The 22,014-nt window shown below is 44.6% G+C and carries 17 protein-coding genes; 9 read left to right on the forward strand and 8 right to left on the reverse strand.

The genetic code is table 11. The features are described 5' to 3' along the window. Window positions 1-7: 7 nt before the first annotated feature. The 6 genes from SULKU_RS07015 to SULKU_RS07040 form a co-directional block, all read right to left on the reverse strand. Window positions 8-3,130, reverse strand: a complete 3,123-nt coding sequence (locus tag SULKU_RS07015) for a cytochrome c biogenesis protein CcsA (RefSeq protein ID WP_013460251.1) — start codon at window positions 3,128-3,130, stop codon at window positions 8-10. A 75-nt stretch (window positions 3,131-3,205) separates the two neighbouring features. Continuing rightward, entirely contained in the window at window positions 3,206-4,558 is a 1,353-nt protein-coding gene (gdhA, locus tag SULKU_RS07020) for an NADP-specific glutamate dehydrogenase (RefSeq protein WP_013460252.1), read from the reverse strand. 16 nt (window positions 4,559-4,574) lie between these two features. Further along, entirely contained in the window at window positions 4,575-7,304 is a 2,730-nt protein-coding gene (polA, locus tag SULKU_RS07025) for a DNA polymerase I (RefSeq protein ID WP_013460253.1), read from the reverse strand. Between the two features lie 12 nt (window positions 7,305-7,316). After that, window positions 7,317-8,132, reverse strand: a complete 816-nt coding sequence (locus tag SULKU_RS07030; protein WP_013460254.1) for an HDOD domain-containing protein — start codon at window positions 8,130-8,132, stop codon at window positions 7,317-7,319. Between the two features lie 30 nt (window positions 8,133-8,162). After that, complete coding sequence (gene uvrA / locus SULKU_RS07035) at window positions 8,163-10,979, reverse strand: excinuclease ABC subunit UvrA (RefSeq protein WP_013460255.1); 2,817 nt, start codon at window positions 10,977-10,979, stop codon at window positions 8,163-8,165. Window positions 10,980-10,982: 3 nt separating this feature from the next. Continuing rightward, window positions 10,983-11,720 carry a sulfite exporter TauE/SafE family protein gene (locus SULKU_RS07040; protein WP_013460256.1) on the reverse strand — a complete coding sequence of 246 codons (738 nt, stop codon included), beginning with the start codon at window positions 11,718-11,720 and terminating at the stop codon, window positions 10,983-10,985. 128 nt (window positions 11,721-11,848) lie between these two features. Between SULKU_RS07040 and SULKU_RS07045 the strand changes: the two genes are divergently transcribed. Genes SULKU_RS07045 through SULKU_RS07060 form a run of 4 tightly spaced genes read left to right on the forward strand, consistent with a single transcriptional unit; the run spans window position 11,849 to window position 13,746 of the window. After that, window positions 11,849-12,271: a chemotaxis protein CheX gene (locus tag SULKU_RS07045; protein WP_013460257.1), complete on the forward strand. Its 423-nt coding sequence runs from the start codon at window positions 11,849-11,851 to the stop codon at window positions 12,269-12,271. A 3-nt stretch (window positions 12,272-12,274) separates the two neighbouring features. Further along, on the forward strand, window positions 12,275-12,619 hold the full coding sequence (fliN, locus tag SULKU_RS07050) for a flagellar motor switch protein FliN (RefSeq protein ID WP_013460258.1): 345 nt from the start codon (window positions 12,275-12,277) through the stop codon (window positions 12,617-12,619). Further along, the gene (locus SULKU_RS07055) at window positions 12,616-13,512 is read left to right on the forward strand and encodes a hypothetical protein (protein ID WP_013460259.1); all 897 of its coding nucleotides are present in this window, start codon (window positions 12,616-12,618) and stop codon (window positions 13,510-13,512) included. Before fliN ends, SULKU_RS07055 begins: the two co-directional genes overlap by 4 nt. Before the next feature lie 3 nt (window positions 13,513-13,515). Beyond that, window positions 13,516-13,746 carry a hypothetical protein gene (locus SULKU_RS07060; RefSeq protein WP_013460260.1) on the forward strand — a complete coding sequence of 77 codons (231 nt, stop codon included), beginning with the start codon at window positions 13,516-13,518 and terminating at the stop codon, window positions 13,744-13,746. Here SULKU_RS07060 and SULKU_RS07065 read toward each other — a convergent pair. Further along, window positions 13,743-14,411, reverse strand: a complete 669-nt coding sequence (locus SULKU_RS07065) for a tRNA-uridine aminocarboxypropyltransferase (protein ID WP_013460261.1) — start codon at window positions 14,409-14,411, stop codon at window positions 13,743-13,745. The two genes, SULKU_RS07060 and SULKU_RS07065, sit on opposite strands and share 4 nt — an antisense overlap. Before the next feature lie 172 nt (window positions 14,412-14,583). Between SULKU_RS07065 and SULKU_RS07070 the strand changes: the two genes are divergently transcribed. After that, window positions 14,584-15,888, forward strand: coding sequence for a TrkH family potassium uptake protein (locus tag SULKU_RS07070; protein ID WP_342613693.1), 1,305 nt, complete (start codon window positions 14,584-14,586; stop codon window positions 15,886-15,888). Then, window positions 15,889-16,539, forward strand: a complete 651-nt coding sequence (locus SULKU_RS07075) for a potassium channel family protein (protein WP_013460263.1) — start codon at window positions 15,889-15,891, stop codon at window positions 16,537-16,539. On the opposite strand, the gene SULKU_RS07080 is transcribed toward SULKU_RS07075, so the two are convergent. Further along, window positions 16,536-18,425, reverse strand: coding sequence for a PilZ domain-containing protein (locus SULKU_RS07080; RefSeq protein WP_013460264.1), 1,890 nt, complete (start codon window positions 18,423-18,425; stop codon window positions 16,536-16,538). The two genes, SULKU_RS07075 and SULKU_RS07080, sit on opposite strands and share 4 nt — an antisense overlap. A gap of 146 nt (window positions 18,426-18,571) precedes the next feature. Between SULKU_RS07080 and gltX the strand changes: the two genes are divergently transcribed. Genes gltX through SULKU_RS07095 form a run of 3 tightly spaced genes read left to right on the forward strand, consistent with a single transcriptional unit; the run spans window position 18,572 to window position 21,806 of the window. After that, on the forward strand, window positions 18,572-19,870 hold the full coding sequence (gene gltX / locus SULKU_RS07085) for a glutamate--tRNA ligase (RefSeq protein WP_013460265.1): 1,299 nt from the start codon (window positions 18,572-18,574) through the stop codon (window positions 19,868-19,870). Continuing rightward, a complete protein-coding gene (locus SULKU_RS07090) occupies window positions 19,867-20,157 on the forward strand; it encodes a YggT family protein (RefSeq protein WP_013460266.1) in 291 nt (96 codons plus the stop codon). The genes gltX and SULKU_RS07090 overlap by 4 nt, the downstream gene beginning before the upstream one ends. After that, entirely contained in the window at window positions 20,154-21,806 is a 1,653-nt protein-coding gene (locus SULKU_RS07095) for a lytic transglycosylase domain-containing protein (protein WP_013460267.1), read from the forward strand. Before SULKU_RS07090 ends, SULKU_RS07095 begins: the two co-directional genes overlap by 4 nt. Window positions 21,807-22,014 lie beyond the last annotated feature (208 nt).

Genomic DNA, 22,014 nt, shown 5'->3' on the forward strand with positions numbered 1-22,014 from the left:
ACAAAAATTAAATTTTTGTAGATCTCTTTGTATAAGCCATCGCAATAACGATGGCAATCACAGCATACGTCCATGGGACGAAATCCGGTACCGGGACGGGATCGCCTTTGGCATACGAGTGCATACCTGCTAAGTAGTAGTTTACACCGAAATAGGTCATAAGTACCGATGTAAATGCGAGAAGCGACACAACGCTGAAAATATAGTCGCTGTAAGCCCCTTTGATCATTCGCAAGTGGATGACAACGGCATACACGAGAATTGTGACCAAGGCCCACGTCTCTTTCGGATCCCATCCCCAATAACGTCCCCAGCTCTCATTTGCCCAAACACCTCCGAGGAAGTTTCCGACAGTAAGGAGAATCAAACCGACCAACAGACTCATCTCGTTAATAGCGTTCAGCTCTTTAATGGCCTGATTCAACCGTGCAGAATTTTCCGGTTTTTTGAGAATAAAAAGGATGAGAGCAATCATCCCAAGGAGTGCGCCGAGTCCCAAGAATCCGTAACTTGCCGTAATCATGGCAACATGGATTGCCAGCCAGTACGATTGTAGTACCGGTACGAGGTTGGTCACCTGCGGATCCATCCAGTTTAGATGAGCGACAAAGAGGATAAGTCCTGTCATGATGGCTGTAGCCGCCATCGTCATTACAGAGCGCTTTGAGAAGATAAATCCTGCCAGTACACTCGCCCAACCGATATAGATCATCGATTCATAGCCGTTTGACCACGGTGCGTGTCCTGAAATATACCAGCGCATAATTAATCCTGCAGTATGTGCGGCAAAGAAAAGAACCAATAAGCCGAAAGAGACTTTGCTGAGCCACTCTTCTTTAAACGTCGGTTTGATGATTTTGATAAACGACAAGATGAGCAGAGTAAATCCGACGACGAAATATAAAGGCCATAATTGCTCAAAGATATTGGCTTTGTTATAGAAAATCTCTACTTTTGATTTCAAATCGTTCGGATAAACGCTCGCTCCGACAAATCGCTGGTATTTGTCGATACGGTCAAGCGCTTCGTCCGCTTTTGTCCAATCACCGCTTTTCATTGCCTGATCGATAGAACCGAAATAGCTGATGGCGAGAAGGCGCACAATTTCACTCTCTTTCGGGCTAAGTGTCTGTAACGCTTCGATAGTAGCGTCCCATTTATGGTTCTTATCGCCCGGTTTAGGCCACATACGGACGAGTGAACCGGTATAGACCATATAAGCGACATTGACACGTTCGTCAACCTGCAAAAGAGCTTTGTCAAATTTATCCCGTTGACCCGGCGCTTTTCGGTTGGCTTCGTCAACAAGCTGTCCTAATTTGTATCCTTTGATTTCATCGGGAGCTTCAAAAAACTGTGAGAATGCGGCGGTTTTTGCACTCTCCGGCAGGCCGATCATTTTATTGATCTCTTTATCTCCGGTGCGGATGATAGCAATCTCACGCCATGCGTCGGGACGAAGCATCATCCCCAGAACGACTTGGTTCGAATTCAAACCTAAAAAGGCATCGTTGCGGTTGAGTTTAGCCAAAATCTCATGGCTCAGCGTATCCATCGGTTTCATGCGACCGCTGGCATCTTGTACGATAAGATGCCCGAATTTATCGGCGTGTGCTTTATCAAACCCTTTTGCAATTTTTATTACGGGATTTTCTTCGTCTGCGGCGATCGCGTTCGTCGAGCTGAACAGTACAAGAGTGACAACGGCTAAAGCCGCTAACGTTTTTTCAGCTTTGATCGCTTTGAGTTTTTCACCCAAAGCATTGAAACGGCCGTTTTTCACGATAAGGACTCCGAACATTCCGAATGCAAGCAGAATATAGCCGATATAGGTGATCAATGTCCCCGGATCATGATTGACCGATAAAACGGTACCGAGTTCATCCTGATCGAATGAAGATTGGAAAAATCGGAATCCTTGGTAATCAAGAATATGGTTCATGTAGATACGGAAATCGAATTTTTCCTGATTCGCAGGATCGATGACGCTTACTTCGCTGGCATAGGATGCCGGAGACATGGATCCCGGATAACGTTCCAGCTCAAAATCGCGCAAAGCAACCGAAAACGGGATTTTGCGCTCGATAGAACCGTAAGCGACATTGATTACGGTATCACCCAAAACTACTTTTTTAGCTTCGCCTATAGCTCCCGGACTCCCCAATATCACTTCCGTCACTTTGTTCTCTTTACTTGTAAACGTCAAGGTTAAAGCATCCTGCCCACCCTGCATCATGGGACCTTTCCCTTTAGGGGCTGAAACCAGCTGCATCGAGGCTTTAGGAAGGAAGTTCCGCAATACAAAGCCGCTCTGAGACGTTTGGAACAATGTCCGTTTCGTCATCTCGTGTTTTCCGCCATTAAGCATACCGTTTTGCTGTGTATCCATACTGAGGGTAGCAAGGGAAGAAGGGGTAGTGATATAAGGCTTATCTCCCTCGACGCTTAGTGAAACAACCGGCTTTTTGAACGTTTGGTTAGAATCAAAATCGATGACGACATCGTTCGCTTCGACAAACTCGCCTTGTTTGAGAGCGACTTGCTGCGCCCCCATCGCACCGGTAACCATAAGGTTAAAAAGAGGCTCCCCTTTTGGATCAGCGGCAGGTTCATAGCGGGCATCCCCCATGTATTGCTCAAGTCGGACATTGATCTGCTCACCGTCGACGGACAAAGTCCGGTCAAAATGGTTTGCAGTACGTTTGGAAAGAAACAGATTCTCTTTGAATTCGTATTGCTTGCCCCCCTTGTCAACATTGAATGTGACATACGGCTCGGCGCTGATTATGGCGTTATTGCTTTCTCCTTCGCGGATGTGCATGGTCCCCTCGTACCCGATATATCGGGTAACCGCCGCACCGACAAGGATAATCAAAAAGGCGGCATGAAAAATAAATACGAGTTGTTTGCCCTTTCGTGCCATTTTAAAATTGATGATATTGAGGGTTAAATTAACGGCGAGCAATGCAAGAAGAATTTCAAACCAACGGGCATTATAGACATCCGCTTTGGCGGTCATTGATCCGTAATCGTTTTCAATAAACGTAGCATAGCCGATCGAGACGGCAAAAATAAGCATAAGAGCGGCCATGGTTTTCATGGAGCTCAAAAGGGAGAGAATTTTATTCATTCATAGACCTGTCTGTATAGTATGGTGCAATTGTAGTCGCACATTGGTAAATATTTGTTAATTCACTATTAACAATCAAACGCCTTCAAGAATCATCGCTTCGGCAACCCGTTTAAATGCGGCGATATTTGCGCCGTCAACGAAGTTTCGCTCCACTCCGTACTCCTTAGCCGTCAGTGAGACCCGTTTGTAAATCTGGCGCATCAGCTCATCGAGTTTACGGTCCACTTTGTCAAAATCCCATTTTTCCATAGATGCGTTTTGAGACATCTCAAATTCACTGACCGAGACACCCCCGGCATTGGAAGCTTTTCCGGGGGAGAAGAGTACCCCCTCACGCTGAAACAATTCGATCGCATCCGGGGCCGTCGGCATATTGGCCCCTTCGATAACGGCTACGCATCCGTTTTCTATCAGCGATTTCGCATCAAAAAGGGAGAGTTCGTTCTGAGTAGCACACGGAAAAGCGGCAAAACAGGGATACTGCCATACCGCATGCCCTTGCGCAGGATAATCATTTTTGGAGGTATAGACTGATCCAGGAATGCGATCCGCATACCCTGAGAGTGACAAACGTCTGCCATTCTCTTTGAGCTCACGGACGACGGTAAGATCAATGCCTCTGGGATCATAGATTGTTCCATCACTGTCACTGGCGGTCACGACGAGAGCCCCCAACTGCTGAAGCTTCTCAATCGTATGGATTGCAACGTTTCCGGCGCCGCTCACCGTACACACTTTTCCCTCCAAAGATTCCTGCAGCTCCTGGGAGAGCATCTCCCGGGCGAAATAGACGACGCCGTATCCCGTAGCCTGAGGGCGAAGAAGCGATCCGCCGAACGCATACGGTTTCCCGCTGAGTACACCGTCGTAATTCTTGGTAATGTGTTTATATTCGCCGAAAAGGTAGCCGATCTCACGGCTCCCTACGCCGATATCTCCGGCGGGTACATCGATACGCGCTCCGATATAGGTGTGAAGTTCGCGCATAAAAGCATGGCAGAACCGCATGATCTCAAATTCGCTTTTCCCTTTGGGATCGAAATCGCTCCCCCCCTTTGCTCCCCCGACCGGAAGCCCTGTCAACGAGTTTTTAAAAATCTGCTCGAACGCAAGAAATTTCAGAATATTGATATTGACGCTGGGATGAAACCGAAGTCCCCCTTTGTAGGGTCCTAGCGAATTATTGAACTGGATTCGATATCCGTTGTTGATTTGGACGTTATTGTTATCATCGAGCCATTGGATTTTAAACTGTATGATCCGATCCGGTGTGACAAGACGTTCCAAAATAGCGAACTGCTCGTAACGTGAATCACTCTTGATAATCGGTTCCAATGAAGCGAGCACTTCGCTTACCGCCTGTAAAAAAGTGTCGTCGGTTGAACAATTGGACTTTTCGAGATTGGCTAAGATTTTTTCGACCATGTAAATCTCCTCTAAACTATTTTAACTCGCCCCAGTGGTTTCCGATATGCATCGAAGTTTTGAGCGGAACCCGTAGTTCTAAAATACGTTCCATCGCATCGACAAAACGGACGGCGTATTCTTCGGCAACATCCGCATCCACTTCGAAAATCAGTTCATCGTGGATTTGCAGCAGCATTCGGGCTCGCAAACCTTCGGTTCGGATCATCGTGTCAATTTTATTCATCGAGAGTTTGATAAGATCAGACGCACTTCCTTGAAAGACTGTATTGACCGACTCGCGCTCATAGGCAGCTTTCAGCATCGGGGTAGCGGAACCGAAATCAAAATAGCGGCGACGGTGCAGCAGTGTCTCGACATACCCTATCTCTTTGGCCTGTTCAACAATGCCGTTGAAATATCCTTTGACACTCGGAAACGTCTCGAAATAGCGTTCAATGATCTCTTTGGCCTCTTTCGTCGTAATCCCGAGAGTATCGGAAAGTTTTTTCTGCCCCATCCCGTACAATAGACCGAAATTGACCGTCTTGGCGATATTACGCTTCCTAGATGCATCCTCCGCACCGAACAGTGCTATCGCCGTTTGCATATGGATGTCGTGCCCCTCGTTAAAGGCATTGACCAAAACAGTGTCTTCACTGAAATGGGCGAGGAGACGAAGCTCGATCTGAGAATAGTCGATCCCGATCAGTTTTTTGCCCCGAGGTGCCACGAACGCTTCGCGTATCCGCATTCCCAATGCCGTTTTGACGGGGATATTTTGGAGATTCGGATTTTTGGAGCTGAGCCGACCCGTCGCCGTCCCCGTCTGGACAAAAGACGTATAAATGCGCGATGAGGGATCATTTTGCGCCAAAGCGATCAGCGGTTCGATATAGGTCGAATAGAGCTTGTGGTACTCGCGATACTGCAACAGCATCGGAATCATCGGATGTTCAAATTGAAGCCCCTCCAAAACCTGCTCGTCGGTGCTGTATCCCGTTTTGGTTTTCTTGCCGTGAGGAAGCCCAAGCGTCTCAAACAAGATGACACCGAGTTGTTTGGGAGAATTGAGATTAAAGACGGTTCCGCACGCACTGTGTATCTGCTCGGTCAGTGTCGCTATCTCATGGGCAACCTCTTTTTTAAAGAGTTCCAAAACCGCCGTATCGACGGCTATCCCCTCTTTCTCCATTCCCAGCAATGTCAATGTAAACGGAAACTCGACATCAAACGCTTCGTCTAATGCTTCTTGTCCGCCTTTTAGCAGCAGCTGCTCTTTGAGCACTTCGTACAGACGGTAGGTTATGTAAGCGTCTTCTCCCGCATATTTACAGGCATCTTCGATAGCGACGGAAGCGAAGTTCTCCCCTTTTTTTACCGTATCTTTGAAATGGATCATCTCGTGATGCAAAAGTGATTGTGACAAGTTGTCCATCGCCAGTGAGCGCGACGAGTCGGTCAGCCAAGCGAGAACCATCGTATCGGCATAGATACTTAAGCGGTCAACACCCAAAAACCGGGTGACAAAATGAAGATCGAATTTAATATTATGTCCGATAACGCGATGTTCAAATATCAATCGAATTGCTTTCGCCGCCGCTTCAGTACTGACCTGATCCCCGACTCCGAGATAACTGTGCATCATCGGAACATAATATCCGGTTTTGCCATCAGTGCTGAAGCTAAAACCTACCAAATGATCTTTACTCGGGTCAAGCCCAGTCGTTTCGGTATCAAAGGCGATAAGTGCATCATCGGCTATCGTTTCCATCAGGGCAATTAAAGCGGCATCGCTATCGATCAAAACACTGCATCCATCGAGACTATCGCACTGCGGAACTTCCGCTTTTTCAGTTTTTTCACTCTGAGGCGTATTTGAGGGCTGTGACTCTTCAAACAATGCTTTGGCTTTAAGGGTACGCAATACGGCGTTCATCTCATAGTGCACCAGATCATCATAGATAGGCAAAAACGGATTATCGAAATGCATTGCAAACTCCGAAAAATCGAGCGTATCAAACACATCATCTTTAAGACGTACCAGTTCGCGGGAGCGGAATGCATCGTCACGGTACGTTTCAAGCAGACCCCGTATCCGCGGAGGGGTAACCTCTTCGATGCGTTCATACAGTGTATCCAGCGTCCCGAACTGAGAAAGAAGTTTTTGTGCCGTCACTTTACCGATCCCTTTGACACCGGGGACATTATCGGCAGTATCGCCGATAAGGGATTGATAATCGATAAACTGGCACGGATGAACACCGTATTTTTCATCGCAGTGACGTTCATTCATCACTTTTTTGCTGATCGCATCGACCAACACGACCCGATCATCATCGATCAGCTGATAGAGGTCTTTATCATGGGAAACGACGCGAACCAAAAAACCGTGTTGGCGCGCTTGACGAACAACCGATGCGATCATGTCATCGGCCTCATACCCGCTTTGGGATAGAGATTTATAACCCATTTTATCGATCCAGTCGATAGCGATGGGGAGTTGCTGGATCAGCTCTTCGGGCGCGGGTGAACGGTTGGCTTTATAATTTGGATCGATCTCGGCCCGGAAACTCGGCCCTTTTGCATCGAGAGCGAATATCAAATAATCGCTGCTGTGGTCTTTGTGCAGTGATGCAATAAAGTTAATGAATCCGGTCAAAAGTCCGGTAGGAAACCCGTGTCTATTCTTTAGAGGGGGAAGTGCATAAAACGAACGAAAGAAAAATCCGAAAGTATCGATTATAGTAACGGTAGGTTGTGCCATCAATCGTCTTTATCAGGCACGGATTCGAGCGAGCATCGAATCAATTGCCGCTTGAAGCATAGTGACGTCATAGCCCGCATCTTCCGCTTTTTTAAGGCCATATGAGATTCCGTGTTCCCCCAGCGGATTATTGACCGGAATAATCGTTTTAATGATGTTCAGAGCGGTAGAGTACTCTTTGACATCATCCGGCGCTTTGGCAGGCGCATCGGAAAATTTAATCATCTCAACAAATTCTTTATCAAAATTCCAGTGGGTAAAAATTTCCGCCGTCACGGTAGCCGTCGTTTCATGAATGTAAGAGCGCTCAACTCTTGCAATGTCAATCGTCACTTCAATATCGGATTTAAAATTGGCAGCTAAATCTTCTTGAATAACGTCGCTTGCGATAATAATTTTTCCCGTCTCCTGCAAAAATGCGGCTAAAAAAAGCTTATCGGCTTTAAGGCGGTCTATTTTCATGTACCATTCATGAACCAAAGCAGCCTGCATCGATGAAATTTCCGCAAAACGGTCCGATGTAATTCCATAGGGTTCCATGTCGACATTGAGCAGTTTGCGGACCGAATTGCCGATACCGATAGATCTCGTCATACTCATCCCGAACAAAGAGACCGCCTGAGAGACATTGAGTATCTCGCGTCGGAAACTGTACAGAGGCGAATTGGCGGCTTTAAGCAAGTTGGCAACGATCATCGGGTCTTGTTCGACAGTTTTAATCAGATCATTGATCGAACTGTCGGGATCATTACAAATACGTTGCATCTCTATCACCGTTTTAGGAAGCGGCGGCAAAGATTTAATACTGTTTATAATCGAGCTTTTCATAAAAATCCTCTGTAAATCCTGTTAATCTTATTATAGCCTATTTAGCTCAAGAGCTAAATATTTTCCGGTGAAACTTCCCGTTTTTTCCCAGCTCTCGGCAACTTCTTCAGGGTTCCCCTGCGCGACCAATAATCCGCCGCCGCTGCCCCCCTCAGGCCCCATATCGATGATATAGTCGGCATTTTTTATCATATCGAGATTGTGCTCGATAACCAGTACGGAGTTACCGAGTTCGACGAAATTATGAAGTACCTTTGTCAAACGGTTGACGTCATCAAAATGCAGACCCGTCGTCGGTTCATCAAGGATATAGAGGGTATTTCCCGTATCGCGTCGGCTAAGCTCTTTGGCCAGTTTAATCCGCTGCGCTTCCCCTCCTGAGAGGGTAACGGCATTTTGTCCCAGCGTAATGTAATCAAGCCCGACATCGCTAAGTGTCTGTAGAATCGCTTTGATTTTCGGGATCGGTGCAAAAAATTCGAGTGCTTCGCCGACCGACATATTCAGAACATCGGAGATGGTTTTCCCTTTATACTCAACCTGAAGTGTTTGGAGATTGTATCGGCTTCCGTGACACGAATCACACTTGACCATAATGTCGGGAAGGAAGTGCATTTCGATCTTGATTTCCCCTTCTCCCTGACATTTTTCACATCGCCCCCCTTTGACGTTAAAGCTAAAGCGCGATGCCGTATAGCCGCGGATCTGTGCTTCTTTGGTTTTCGTGAATAGATTTCGAATTTCGTCCATGACACCCGTATAAGTGGCAGGGTTCGAACGAGGCGTACGTCCGATCGGGCTTTGATCGAGATAGATCACTTTGTCGAGTTTTTCCAGACCTTCTACTTCGACCCCGGCGACACGGTTTATTTTACGTGCATGGTTCAGTATTTCGCGAGTAACGGGAAGCAACGTCTGCAGAATCAGAGAGCTTTTTCCGCTGCCGCTGACTCCCGTTACACAGACAAAATTATGAAGTGGAATTTTTACGCTCAAATTGGTAATATTATTTAATGTAACATTATTGATTGCCATCCACTCTTTTTGTTCGCGTCGATAAAAATATTTGATTTGTTTGCGTCCAGAGAGGTAGTCGGCCGTGAGGGTATTGGATTGTTTCATTTCCTCCAACGTACCTGCAAAGACGACATTACCGCCGAATTTTCCGGCACCGGGGCCGATATCAACAATGTAGTCGGCATTTTCAATCGTCTCTTTGTCATGTTCGACAACGATAACGGTATTCCCTTTTTCCTGCAATGAACGGAGCGTTCGAATCAGTTTGAGGGTATCGCGTTCATGCAATCCGATACTCGGCTCATCCAGAACATACATTACCCCTGTCAAACCGCTTCCGATCTGAGAAGCGATACGGATACGCTGGGCTTCCCCCCCGCTGATGGTGCGGGCGTCGCGGCTGAGGGAGAGGTATCCTAAACCGACATCAAACAAAAAGAAAAGACGTTCGCGTATCTCATTTAAAATCGGTGCGGCAATCATTGCATTTTGATCGCTCAGACCATCAAATGTCTTTGGATCGGCAAACCACGCATACGAATCTTTAAGGGGCATCGATATCACATCCCCGATCCCCTTTTGGGCAACGCGAACGGCAAGCGATTCGCGCTTGAGACGGTGAGAATTACAGATGTTGCACGGTTTTTCGGACATGTAATCGGCGAGATCTTTTTCATCTTTGAAAATATCGTATGCGATGCGTACGATTCCCGGCCATACACGCTTGATAGGATGGTCCTGCCACTTGAATTCGACTTCATCGACGCTGCCGTGGAGGATCGCTTTTTTCTGATACTCTTCGAGTGCATAAAACGGAGCCGTAATACTGATCCCTTCCGCAGCGCAAAACGCTTTTAGGAAGGTAAAATAATACCCTTTGTTAAATCCGTAAACGATTTTTATCGCCCCTTTCTCTATGGGGAGTTCGGAATCGATAATTTTGTCGTAATCGAGCGCATAGCGGATGCCGAGGCCGTCGCATTCAGAACATGCCCCTTTGGGAGAGTTAAACGAAAACGAGAGCGGTTCGAGCGGATCAAAACTCACTTTACAGTCAAAACAGGCGCTGTGTTCACTGTAGTGGATCAGCTTGTCAGCCATCCCTACTTCGTCGTGGTTCTGAATCTCAATTTCTACCTCTCCATAAGACTCTTTGAGCGCTTTTTCGACGTCTTGGGCCACACGGTCATGGTTGTCATCTTTTATGATGAGACGGTCAATCACAACTTTAAGAGTATGTTTTTTGGTCTTGGAGAGATCAATCTCTTCATCCAGACGCACCATGACGCCGTCGATCATGGCACGTACATACCCTTTATGACGGAGCGATTCGAGAATATCGGCAAAGGAGCCTTTTTTCTCCCGTACGAGCGGTGCAAGTATGACGATTTTGGAACCTTCGGGAAGCTTTAAAACCTGTGTGATTATATCTTGAGCCGACATTTTGGATATCGGCTTGCCGCACAGATGACAGTGTTGAACTCCGATACGGGCATACAAAAGTCTCAGATAGTCATAGATCTCGGTAATCGTTCCTACGGTTGAACGGGGATTTTTTGAGGTCGTTTTTTGATCGATCGCAATAGCCGGAGTGAGGCCTTCGATTTTATCGACATCGGGCTTTCCGACACGGTCCAAAAATTGACGGGCATACGATGAGAGAGACTCGATATAGCGGCGCTGTCCCTCGGCATAAAGGGTGTCAAAGGCCAATGTCGATTTACCGCTTCCGCTGATTCCGGTACATACAATCAGCTTGTTTTTCGGGATCTCCAAAGAGATGTTTTTGAGGTTATGCTCCCGTGCTCCGATAATTTTAATCTTGTCCATAAGTTACCCCGCGATAAGTTTGTATGCCGTAATGGCAAAAATAATGATGTAAAAAATAACCAATACCTGTTTGTAATGAGTCACTTTGACCCGATGCAGCAACGCGATGCCCGCCATAATGCCGAATAATGAGCTCAAAGCCATCGTCAGACCCGCTTCAAGATTCACAAGACCGAGCCACAAAAGTGTCGCCAAAGCCGAAACGGAAGAAAACGTAACAAAAAAATGTCCTACTGCTGAAGCTTTCTTCAGCGGAAATCCCATAAAACTAACCAGTACCGGCGTCATCAAAATCGAACCTCCAACTCCAAGCATTCCGGAAAATACGCCGATCACGCTTCCGACAAACGTATATAACGGCCGATTGACCACTTCCGGACGGGTCGGTTCGGGATTGGAAAGAGCCAGTCGCCCCAGCGTAAAGGCGACAATTGAGAGAAAAAGCCATTCCAATATACTCGAATGGAGTGCTTTGACCAATATCCCGCCCGCTATCGCACCAAGAATTCCGCCGTAACCGAAATATTTGATATCGCCGATCGCATACGTTTGTTTTTTATGATGGATCCACGCCGCCAACAACGAACCGGCAACCATTTGGGTAACCGATATGCCGATTGCCTCTTTGATACCAAACCCGAGATAGAGCAGAATCGGAACACTCACCGTACCGCCGCCGATTCCGAAAAATCCTGACAGTGTACCGACCCCTACCCCTAAAAGTGCTAATTCAATAGTCATATTTTATCTTTGTTTAGATTATGGCGCGCGATTATACCCCCTTAGTGCTTCAACTAATACCCTTTTCGTTCATTAGATTTTACGCTATAATCGATTCTCATAGATATTTAACAAGAGTGAGGGATGTAATGTTACCGATTATTGTCGAAGCAGCCACTAATTTTTTTCTTCATCAAATACGCCTCCCTTATGATTTTATAGACTCAACTAAAAAGAGAACGCTTTTTGCTTATATCGATATTGAAACGACGAACGGTGAGATTCACCGTGCTTATATCGGATGCGATCCGATGTTGATTCAGACCATAGCCGAGATTTTTTTGGGCGAAGATGAGAGTGATGAACAGACACTCATCGATATGCTGTTGGAAACAACCAATATGATTGTCGGAAGTGCAAAAGTACTGGCCGGTGAGTTATATGAAACATCTTTATCGATTGCGACCCCTTTTCTTTTATCGGATGAAGAGGTATCGGCGGTTCAATTGGATAATTCAAAATGTATCGGTATTAATGGCGGAGAAATGACAATTGCTTTGCAAAGGCTCTAAGAGATGGATGAAACAGTAGCGGCAGAAACTTCTTTACATCATGAACACGGTTTCGATCCTGAAAAAGAACTTTCATGGATGGATTACGACGGATTGCTTGACATGGAAGTGGAATTTGTTTCGGATTTGGGACAAACGACTCTCACGTTGGACGAAATACTCAAACTGGAAAAAGGTTCCGTCATCGACTTGGGCAAACCGGCGGGGGAAAGCGTGGAATCGTATGTCAACAGACGTATTATCGGTAAGGGGGAAGTAATGGTTTATGAGAAGAATTTAGCGATACGTATCAATGAGGTACTCGATTCGAGCGCCGTATTGTATTACCTATCAAAAGAGAGACTATGAGATATTTACTTCCTCTGCTGCTTCTTCCCGCTTTTTTATGGGGAGCTAAAATTTTAAGTTACAACGTATATGACCGGAATGACCGCGTCGATGTGATGTTGACGTTCGATACTCCGTATGAAGGGGTATTGCGCCAAAATCGCCAGAACGATACCGTCATCGTAAAGCTTGAAGAGGCGTTTATCGATTCTCCGGTAGTCAAAAACGTTACTTCCAAATATCTCAACAAACTTACCATTACACCTGAAAACGAAAATATCAAAATTATTGCCGAACTTTCGAATAACGTCATTATGCAAGCCTCTAAAACCTCCGATTCATATGGTCTGCGTCTACGATTTATGCATCCTGAAGCCGTAAATTCCGCTACGCAGAATACACCGGTCGATGAAACATCGGTGGATGGGCTTCCGACAAAAAAAGGAAATGAATTCGAGCAAAGCTATTATGTTGTTATCGGCATATTAATCATCGGGATTGCTATTTTATTCTGGTTGAAACAAAATATAGCCAAACGCACTACAGCCATGAAAAATGAGCCGAAATCTCCATGGTTATTTGATAAAACGACCGCTGCGGAAACAAAAGCGTCACTCTCCGCATCTCTTCCTATGTCAAATGAGAGCGGGGGAGTTCATATCCGTTTTCAAAAACCGCTTGATAATTCCCATACTGTGGCAATGCTCGATTACGGAACGATGAGCTATCTGGTATTATTGGGGAACACTACCATTTTACTCGATAAATTTCAGGATAATATTCCGGTAACGCAAAATGACTTCGAAACCCTTTTGCAGTCAAAACATCGAGAACTTGACGGCTATTTCCAGCTCGCCCCGGCTCAGGATGAAGTTTTCGATTCCTACAAAGAAAAAGCATCAGGAGTTTATTAAGCAATGGATCTAAAACAGAAATTAGTTGATTTCGGATGCGGAAACGAATTTGTCGAAATCGCTTTGGGATACAAAGAATTTTATAACACTGACGAAGATATTGAAATATTTATAGAATACGTTGAAGTCGAACATGCAAAAGTCGAAGAAGCAGAAGCGCTGAAAGAGCGGGAAAAAGAGATTGTCGATGCAGCGGGTTTGCTTTTAGAATTCGAAGATGAAAAAGAGAATTAAATCTCTTCTCTTCTTGTCTTAAATCTGACGCTCTCTTCAGAGTGCGAAGCACATCCGATTTGATATTCCACCATAGCTTTGAACGGATTTAAAAAAGCTTCAAAAGCCCCCTCTTCTATCGCTTCAAGACCCTGCTGATGCAATAATTCCAATACACTCAATGTCGATTCGATCGTCGAAAGACAGTATGCTTCGGGCTGTTCCTTAATAAGGAATTGGGAAGTTTTAGAGTGGGTGAAACTGACGCGCGGCAATGTTTGAAGATTGCGGCTGACTCTGAGCATTTTTACCGAGCATGCCCAGGTTGAATCGATAATGAAGATGACAATTTGTTTGCCCTGCGCATCAATCTTCCGGGTGTTTAGATTGATGCTTTTTTTCCCGGGATAAAGAACATAGCAGAGGTTGTTACTGTCCTCAATCAATGCATTAATGGCGCTATGCTCGCTGAAATCGACATCAATATAGAGTTCTGAATTCGGCAGTGAGAGATGGGTAAGTCTTCCGGTGCCGTTTTTGGTTTTTTTAAACTCTTTGGGGTGCATTAAGATAACAAATTTAGTTTGTGTCGCTATAGGCTTAACATACGGGCACATGCAGGATGTTATCGGGCGATAGCACCGGTAGCATTTTTCTCTGCCTTCAATTATTTTATTCAATTTCAATATGGCTTTTTTTACGAATTATATCGAAATGTCTAGAACATTTCAGCAATGTGTCACAACCACTTTTTTAAGTATTCAATATGGGTTCAGTGATATACTTTCTCTTCCTCTTTTTTCAAAAAAAGTAGTATTAGTAAAAGGATAGAAAATACATACGCAAGAGATAAAAATTATTCTTTTTAGCTTTATAGCACTCATATTCGGAGGTGCGTTGCTTCTGTCGCTCCCCTTTGCCCATAACGGTGAACTTAGATTTGTTGATGCCGTTTTTACTGCAACTTCGGCAGTTTGTGTGACGGGATTGATCGTCAAAGACACTCCGGTCGATTTTACGCCGTTTGGACATGTCGTTATCCTCTCCCTTATCCAGATCGGCGGGCTTGGCTATATGACTGCAGTGACCTTTATGGCGGTAATGCGTAAACAAAAGATTGGTCATCGCGACCGGCTTATTCTAAAAGAGTCCCTCAACCATCCGGGAATGGACGGGTTGGTCCGTTTTTTGAAAATTGTATTCGCTTCAATTATTATCATAGAAGCGGTGGGAATGTTGATTTTGACACTCCGATTTTGGGTTGATATGCCGTTTGGCAAAGCAGTATGGTTTGGAACATTTCATTCGATATCCGCCTTTAATAATGCCGGATTTTCATTGTTCAGCGACAATATGATGAGTTTTAGAGGTGATTTTGTTATCAATATGGCGATACCGTTGTTGGTTATTCTGGGCGGTTTAGGATACATAGTTCTATTGGAAATATATAATTTTCGCCGCGATCGGTTACTTCGGATCTCTACGCATACGAAAATTGTTCTTTGGATGAGCGGAATCTTGATTCTTATCGGGATGATACTGCTTTTGTCTTTAGAGTGGAACAATCCAAAATCATTTGGCGGACTTGATACTTATGAGAAGATTTTAGCTGCATGGTTTGCATCCGTTAATTACCGTACTGCCGGATTCAACAGTATCGATTTTTCGACTTTGACCGACTCCAATCTTTTCTTCTCTACCTTCTTTATGATGACCGGGGGGAGTCCGGGCGGTACGGCCGGGGGGATTAAAACGACTGCGGTTGCTTTGGCGCTTATCGGTGTCTGGTATACGCTTCGCGGTGATACAAACGCGCATATCTTCCGCCGTTCCATTGCCCAATATCAGATTAATAAAGCCTATGCGGTGATTTTCGTCGCCTCTTTTTATGTCGTAATGACCACTATTATCTTGAGCGAAGTGGAGCATTTGCCTTTTTTACGTATATTGTTTGAAACGACTTCGGCATTCGGGACGGTAGGTGTATCGACGGGAGATGGCGGAGTATTGAGCTACAGTGCCCTTTTTAGCGATTGGGGAAAAATCAATATTATAGTATTAATGCTGATGGGAAGAGTGGGCGTATTTGCTTTTACTATTATCATCGTTGGAAAAGCGGTGGAGAGCCGTATAAAATATGCAGAAGGAAAGGTTATAATTTAGATGGAAACATTTGCTGTAATTGGTTTGGGAAAATTCGGATTTCATGTCGCCAAAGGGCTGGCACAACAAGGACTTAGTGTTATCGCCGTTGATGTGGATGAAGAACAGGTTCGTGAAATTAACGAATTTGTACAAGATGCTGTAATCCTCGATTCTACCGATATGCGTGCATTACGCGAAGCGGGGATCGGTAGCGTCGATGTCGCCGTTGTGAGTATCGGTGAAAACATCGAAGCGAGTATTTTGACCGTTATGGCTCTTAAAGAGCTTGGGGTGGAGACGGTCGTTGCCAAAGCGATTACAACGGTGCACGGGCAGATCCTCTCAAAACTCGGTGCGGCCAAAGTGATTTATCCCGAGATGGAATCGGCGAAAAAAATCGTTAAAAAAATGGTCAAAAACATGCACTATGAAACCATCGATCTTTCTATTACGATGAAGATCGCCAAGTTGACTGTCCCATCGTTTTGGGTTGGAACATCGATTCTCTCTCCTATATTCGAATCAGAGTTCGAGGTAAAGCCTATTGCCTATAAACATCAGGGCATTTGGTACACATCGTTTGAAAAAGATGATATTCTCGAAAAAGGGGATATTTTGGTTGTACTGGGCAACAGCGGACATATCGAAGCACTCAGTAAAAAGATTTAAAGTTTATTGGCAATCGTTTTAATCTCATTAACGAGTGCCTGTTGACGGGCATATATATACTCGATCAGATAACTCTCATACGGCTCGGCAAGCATGAGTTCCACGACTACCTTGGTAAACTCGTCCCCTTCTTGAATATACTGTATTTTCCCGGCGATAACCATGGTTACCATACCGCCCTCAAATCGCTCAAGGGGGAGATTGAATTGCAGATTGACTTTGGAATCCAGTTTTAACGGAACTTTTGAAACGCTTAATTTACACGCAATCGATTTTATCGAAATATCTAAAATCGTACCGGAGATGACGCTTTTGGCAGTCGCAATCGTAACGTGCATTCTATGGTCGCTTTGTATCCTGATATATTGACGGTTATTGCCGGAAGCTTCCAACGGCTCAAAATTAGACAGGACGGCAATTTTTTTAGCTACATCAACGATCTTGACACTGGCAAGGATGTCGAAAGGGATATTGGTCCCTTGAATCACGACGTGCTGTTCAAGTTTCATCGCATATCCCTGAATTTTTTCTATAGAAAGATACACCGTCTCGTTCGAAATTTTGACAATCTGTGCTGCCGTACTGATCCGAATTCCTTTATAAAAGTTCAAAACCTTTACCGGGGTCTTGGACATAATCATTTTTTCAAGATAATGGAGCGCATGTTCCTGCTCATCCACTGATTCTTGCGGCGATGCGGAAATTTCAAAATGGACTAAATGGGCCAAATCCCTAGAGAGGAGCTGCTTGTGTTTGATATGATCGATAATTCCGATTGCTTTGTTGAGCTCGACGCCGTGCATATCGATGATAAACGAATCTATGACCAGCGATGCCCCGTCAACCGATGCTTCAAGCTTCAGATTTTGATGAAACTTCTCCAACGATTTTTTCAGTTCATCCAAAGAAGCCCTGGATGCGATAAGGGTATAAATATGTTTATTCCATTGCGCGATCTCTATATCATCTTTAAAATGGACTTGTGCAAGTTCAATCATCTCTTTACACAGATCGTTGAATATATTTTCATCGTGCATCTCAATGATTTTATCCGAATTCTCAATATGCATAATAATAATCGGGATAGCTTCATTTTCACCTTTGTGAATGACAAAAGCATCTTTTAAAAGTTCGATAAATCCCATTCGGTTATGAAGCTGTTTTTCATTTTTCAGCGGCACAAGCAAAGGAGCCATACTTACGAGATACTCCCCGTCATTAAGAGGCTGGTTTGTCACCAAATATTCTTTTATTTCGCCTTCGGTATCTTCTTTAGAAATAATTTTTTGAGCAATGCCGGAAGATTTAAACATATCCGCCATATCTTTGTCATGAAAGTAATGGTTCAGTTCATCTAAATTTTTAATTCCGAATTTTCGTTTAAAAGCTTCATTGACGTATACCGCTTTTGCTTGCTTATGAATCCAAAAAAGGTTAGTGGAAAATTCAGAAATCATCCGCTCATAGTTGTTCACGATAGACTCATTGTGTTTTTTCACCAAAGTTGAAAAAACAGCCATCATCGTTTTGACAAATTCTTCTTCATTTGAGGGGACGAAACTTACATTCGCAACACGGAAATAAAGCGCAATTTTATAAAGATTGATGTTAGAATAATCGGGAGTCAAAATGATGGTTTCGAGAGGATTGAGCAAAGAAACCGCATTTTTGAGCGAAGGTTTTTTAAAAAATTCGTATGACCCGCATGCAATCAATAAGTGGCATGAAGTAGGAGAAGTTTCGGAAATGATTTTTTCCGGAGATTTCAAGCTGACAGTTCGAAAAACATCCTCCGCATATTCCTGGAACGGTAAAACAAATCCCTCTTCATGAACGATAAGAAGATCAAAGTGCTTAGCATATTTGGCAATTTTTTGAATGGACACCTGTATCCCTAAGGTTTTAAAATTTATCGGTTATTAAATATAGACTATATTATACCAAATCTGATTCTAACACTTTCAAAAAGCACTCAAAGCTGCCTTAAACGGAGTTTCTGCTAAGATTGTAAAAAAGATATAGGAAATTTTACATGCTCCGTTTTGCCCCAAGCCCGACCGGCGATATGCACATCGGCAATCTTCGTGTCGCTTTGTTTAATTATATATCCTCTGTACAGCGTGAAGAACCTCTCCTGATCCGTATTGAAGATACCGATAAAGAGCGCAATATCCCCGGAAAAGATAAAGAGATATTTGAGATTTTGGCACTTTTCGGGATCCAATACCAAGAACAGCAGCTTCAAAGCGATAATCTCCGTTTTCATCGGGCAATGGCGTTACAGCTTCTTCAGGATAAAAAAGCATTTAACTGTTTTTGTGCTCCCGAAACACTAGATGCTAAACGAGAATCGGCAATAGAGGGGAAAACTGCCTACCGTTATGACGGTGCTTGCGAAAATCTCCCCCCGGAAGAAGTTATCGACAATCCGCTTCCTTTCACGATCCGTCTTAAAAAACCTGATCACGCTATTACCGTCACCGACATCATTAAAGGGGAATCGACGTTCGTCCCCGATGACATTGACAGCTTTATTTTGATGCGTGCCGACAAATACCCTACCTATAATTTCGCATGTGCGGTAGATGACATGCTCGCCGATGTATCATTGATCATTCGCGGCGAAGATCATCTGAGTAATACCCCTAAACAAATAGCGATCCATGAAGCGCTCGGATATACGAAAAAAGTCGAATATGCCCATCTGCCGATCATCCTCGGAAATGATGGAAAAAAGATGTCGAAACGCGATGACGCTTCGAGTGTAAAGTGGCTCCTTGAAGAGGGATACGTGCCTGAGGCGATCAGCAATTACCTCATATTAATGGGCAATAAAACACCCGTTGAAATTTTTAGCCTAAAAGAGGCGATCAAGTGGTTCGATCTTAAAACGATTTCAAAAGCCCCTGCCCGTTTCGATATCGACAAACTTAAATTTATCAACCGTGAACATCTCAAAGGGCTCGATCCGAAAGAGCTATCGCGTTATGTCGGGTTTGCCGACGAAGAGATAGGAAATCTCGCAAAACTTTTCCTCGAAGAGGCGAGTACGCTCAAAGAGCTCCGCACAAAAATCAGGGCTGTTTTCGGTGCTAAAACTGTTCCGGATGAGTACAAAGAGGAATTTGAAATCTTACGTGAGCTGACCTTGAAAGCACCGCATTTCGATGATTACGAGGCATATAAAACATATCTGATGGAGCACAGCGGTCTCAAAGGAAAAAATCTCTTGGAGCCGCTTCGTCTTCTTCTAAGCGGAGTTGAACACGGACCTGAAATGGGAGATTTATACATGCACATTAAAAATTATCTGAAAGAGGTGGTCAAATGATGGGGGGAATCGTTTCTGGTTTGGGCGGAATCGTCCACTCGCTTATCACCGTTTATATCTGGGTTCTGATTATCGGCGCCCTCCTTTCATGGGTACGCCCTGATCCTTATAATCCTATCGTTCAGATTATCTACCGTCTTACCGAACCGGCGTATCGCGCGCTCCGCCGCCTTATGCCGACGGTTTTCAACGGGATTGACCTTGCGCCGCTGATTTTGGTGATTTTACTTCAAGTTATCGACGTTATTTTGGTGAACGTTATCAACGCATTGGTTTATTCCTCATGATGCGTTCTGCCTTTTTAGCCCTGCTCCTCACTTCCGGAGCATGGAGTATTACCCTCTCGGATATCAATGACAAACCCGCGTCCCGTCAAAAGAATTTTTTGATCTGGCAGTTTTTACATCAGGATATCAGCGCTTCGGAAGCGGCTGAAGCGTTCTACCAGGTCGAAAATGTCAACGAACGGTTTTTATTCGACTATGCGAAAAAAACGGATGAACCGGAAATCAAATATACGGCAACATGCATGCAAGAGCTGGCATGCAACCTTCCCGTTATCGAACAAGACGACTGCCTCATGCTCGCACTTACTCCGGCAAAAGCCATAGCCCTTAAACCCGAAGAACGTGAAACTATCGCTGCGCGGCTGAATAACCGATTCGGAAATACCGAATGGCTCCGGGCGATGAATCAGGAGAGCCTCTATACGTCGACGGATAATCTTACCAATGAGACTACCGTTTTTCGTCTCTCCGGAGCGCTCTATCGGCATGAGAATTTCAATCATCCCCTCTCCTATGACGTTGTAAACGCGCTGACCCAAAATCCGTATTTTTCCCAAATCGTTTTTCTCACCGTTACCGATCCCGAAATGGTTCAAATGCAGCAGTCGCTTTGCGCCGTTACAGGCGGCCACTTCGATCCGCAAACCCATTTTTTCCTTGCGATGAACGATATAAAATACGGAAAATTCGACATTGCACTCGAGCATTTAAAAGAGGCAAAAGGACGTTTCTATTCTCCTATTGATCGGGACAAAAGTACATTCTGGATTTATCAGATCACCAAAGATCAGACCTATCTGGATGAACTCTCCAAGAGTCTTGATATCAATATGTATGTTCTGTATGCACGCGAGTTGCTCCAGCTTCCGACAGAAAACTATTTCACCTCCCTTCCGACCGTTCATCGCAGCGACAGCATCAACGGTATCGATCCGTTTCAATGGCGGGAATTTGCTGAGGAGATTAAAGCTTCGACACCCGATACACTCGTCAATCTAATCGATCGATGCGACGGGGACGACTCCGTAGGAGTTCAAGGATATGTACTGGAGCGGACGTATGAGCCGTATATTCATAATTTCACAATGGCTTACGATCAATATATGACCAATTTAAGTACCGATCAAAAAGCGCTTGTTTATGCTCTTATGCGGCAGGAAACCCGATTTGTTCCCGGGCTTATTTCACGCTCGTTTGCACTGGGACTAATGCAGATAATGCCGTTTAATATCGATACTATCAGCAAAGCACATCCGCTTAAGCCGACTACCTATTTTGACATGCTCAAACCTGAAATGAGCATCGCATATTCAATAGCCCATATGCAGCACTTGATCGATTACCTGCATAACCCGATTTTGATCGCATACGGATATAACGGCGGTATCGGGTCGACAAAACGTCTTTTGATGAATGGCGGCCGATTTTTACCGGGTGAATTTGAGCCGTTTTTAAGTATGGAACTGATCGGAAATGACGAAAATCGCGAGTACGGCAAGAAGGTTCTTGCCAACTATGTTATTTATAAGAAGATTTTTGGGGAGCCGGTGTCACTAAAGGCCATTTTTGATAATTTAATACAACCGAGCCAGTCTGATTATTTTCGAGCCGAAGCGCTAAAGAAGGTTCAGGCACTGAGTCGAATTTAACATAATAATAACGGTTCCAATTGTTTTGGACCGGCATTAGGAGACGTTTAGGGTCTTTTTCGGAAAGAGGCTCGATAAGCGTCGCCTTTTTGCCGTTTAGGGATAGCGTATAGCCGTTCGATTCCAACTCTCTTGTTTTATAGCCTTTATCGTCATTTTCAAAATAAACGGAAACAATAAAGTTTTCACCATCGCTATAGTGCGCCGG

Source organism: Sulfuricurvum kujiense DSM 16994 (assembly GCF_000183725.1).
Classification (GTDB): domain Bacteria; phylum Campylobacterota; class Campylobacteria; order Campylobacterales; family Sulfurimonadaceae; genus Sulfuricurvum; species Sulfuricurvum kujiense.

What these genes read in the sequence shown, in the direction of transcription:
- SULKU_RS07030 (WP_013460254.1), bottom strand. Translation starts at nt 8,132, where the DNA reads ATGAAAAGCTCGATTATAAACAGTATTAAATCTTTGCCGCCGCTTCCT.
- SULKU_RS07045 (WP_013460257.1), top strand. Translation starts at nt 11,849, where the DNA reads ATGTTACCGATTATTGTCGAAGCAGCCACTAATTTTTTTCTTCATCAA.
- SULKU_RS07075 (WP_013460263.1), top strand. Translation starts at nt 15,889, where the DNA reads ATGGAAACATTTGCTGTAATTGGTTTGGGAAAATTCGGATTTCATGTC.
- fliN (WP_013460258.1), top strand. Translation starts at nt 12,275, where the DNA reads ATGGATGAAACAGTAGCGGCAGAAACTTCTTTACATCATGAACACGGT.
- SULKU_RS07090 (WP_013460266.1), top strand. Translation starts at nt 19,867, where the DNA reads ATGATGGGGGGAATCGTTTCTGGTTTGGGCGGAATCGTCCACTCGCTT.
- SULKU_RS07095 (WP_013460267.1), top strand. Translation starts at nt 20,154, where the DNA reads ATGATGCGTTCTGCCTTTTTAGCCCTGCTCCTCACTTCCGGAGCATGG.
- polA (WP_013460253.1), bottom strand. Translation starts at nt 7,304, where the DNA reads ATGGCACAACCTACCGTTACTATAATCGATACTTTCGGATTTTTCTTT.
- uvrA (WP_013460255.1), bottom strand. Translation starts at nt 10,979, where the DNA reads ATGGACAAGATTAAAATTATCGGAGCACGGGAGCATAACCTCAAAAAC.
- SULKU_RS07060 (WP_013460260.1), top strand. Translation starts at nt 13,516, where the DNA reads ATGGATCTAAAACAGAAATTAGTTGATTTCGGATGCGGAAACGAATTT.
- SULKU_RS07055 (WP_013460259.1), top strand. Translation starts at nt 12,616, where the DNA reads ATGAGATATTTACTTCCTCTGCTGCTTCTTCCCGCTTTTTTATGGGGA.
- SULKU_RS07015 (WP_013460251.1), bottom strand. Translation starts at nt 3,130, where the DNA reads ATGAATAAAATTCTCTCCCTTTTGAGCTCCATGAAAACCATGGCCGCT.
- gltX (WP_013460265.1), top strand. Translation starts at nt 18,572, where the DNA reads ATGCTCCGTTTTGCCCCAAGCCCGACCGGCGATATGCACATCGGCAAT.
- gdhA (WP_013460252.1), bottom strand. Translation starts at nt 4,558, where the DNA reads ATGGTCGAAAAAATCTTAGCCAATCTCGAAAAGTCCAATTGTTCAACC.
- SULKU_RS07040 (WP_013460256.1), bottom strand. Translation starts at nt 11,720, where the DNA reads ATGACTATTGAATTAGCACTTTTAGGGGTAGGGGTCGGTACACTGTCA.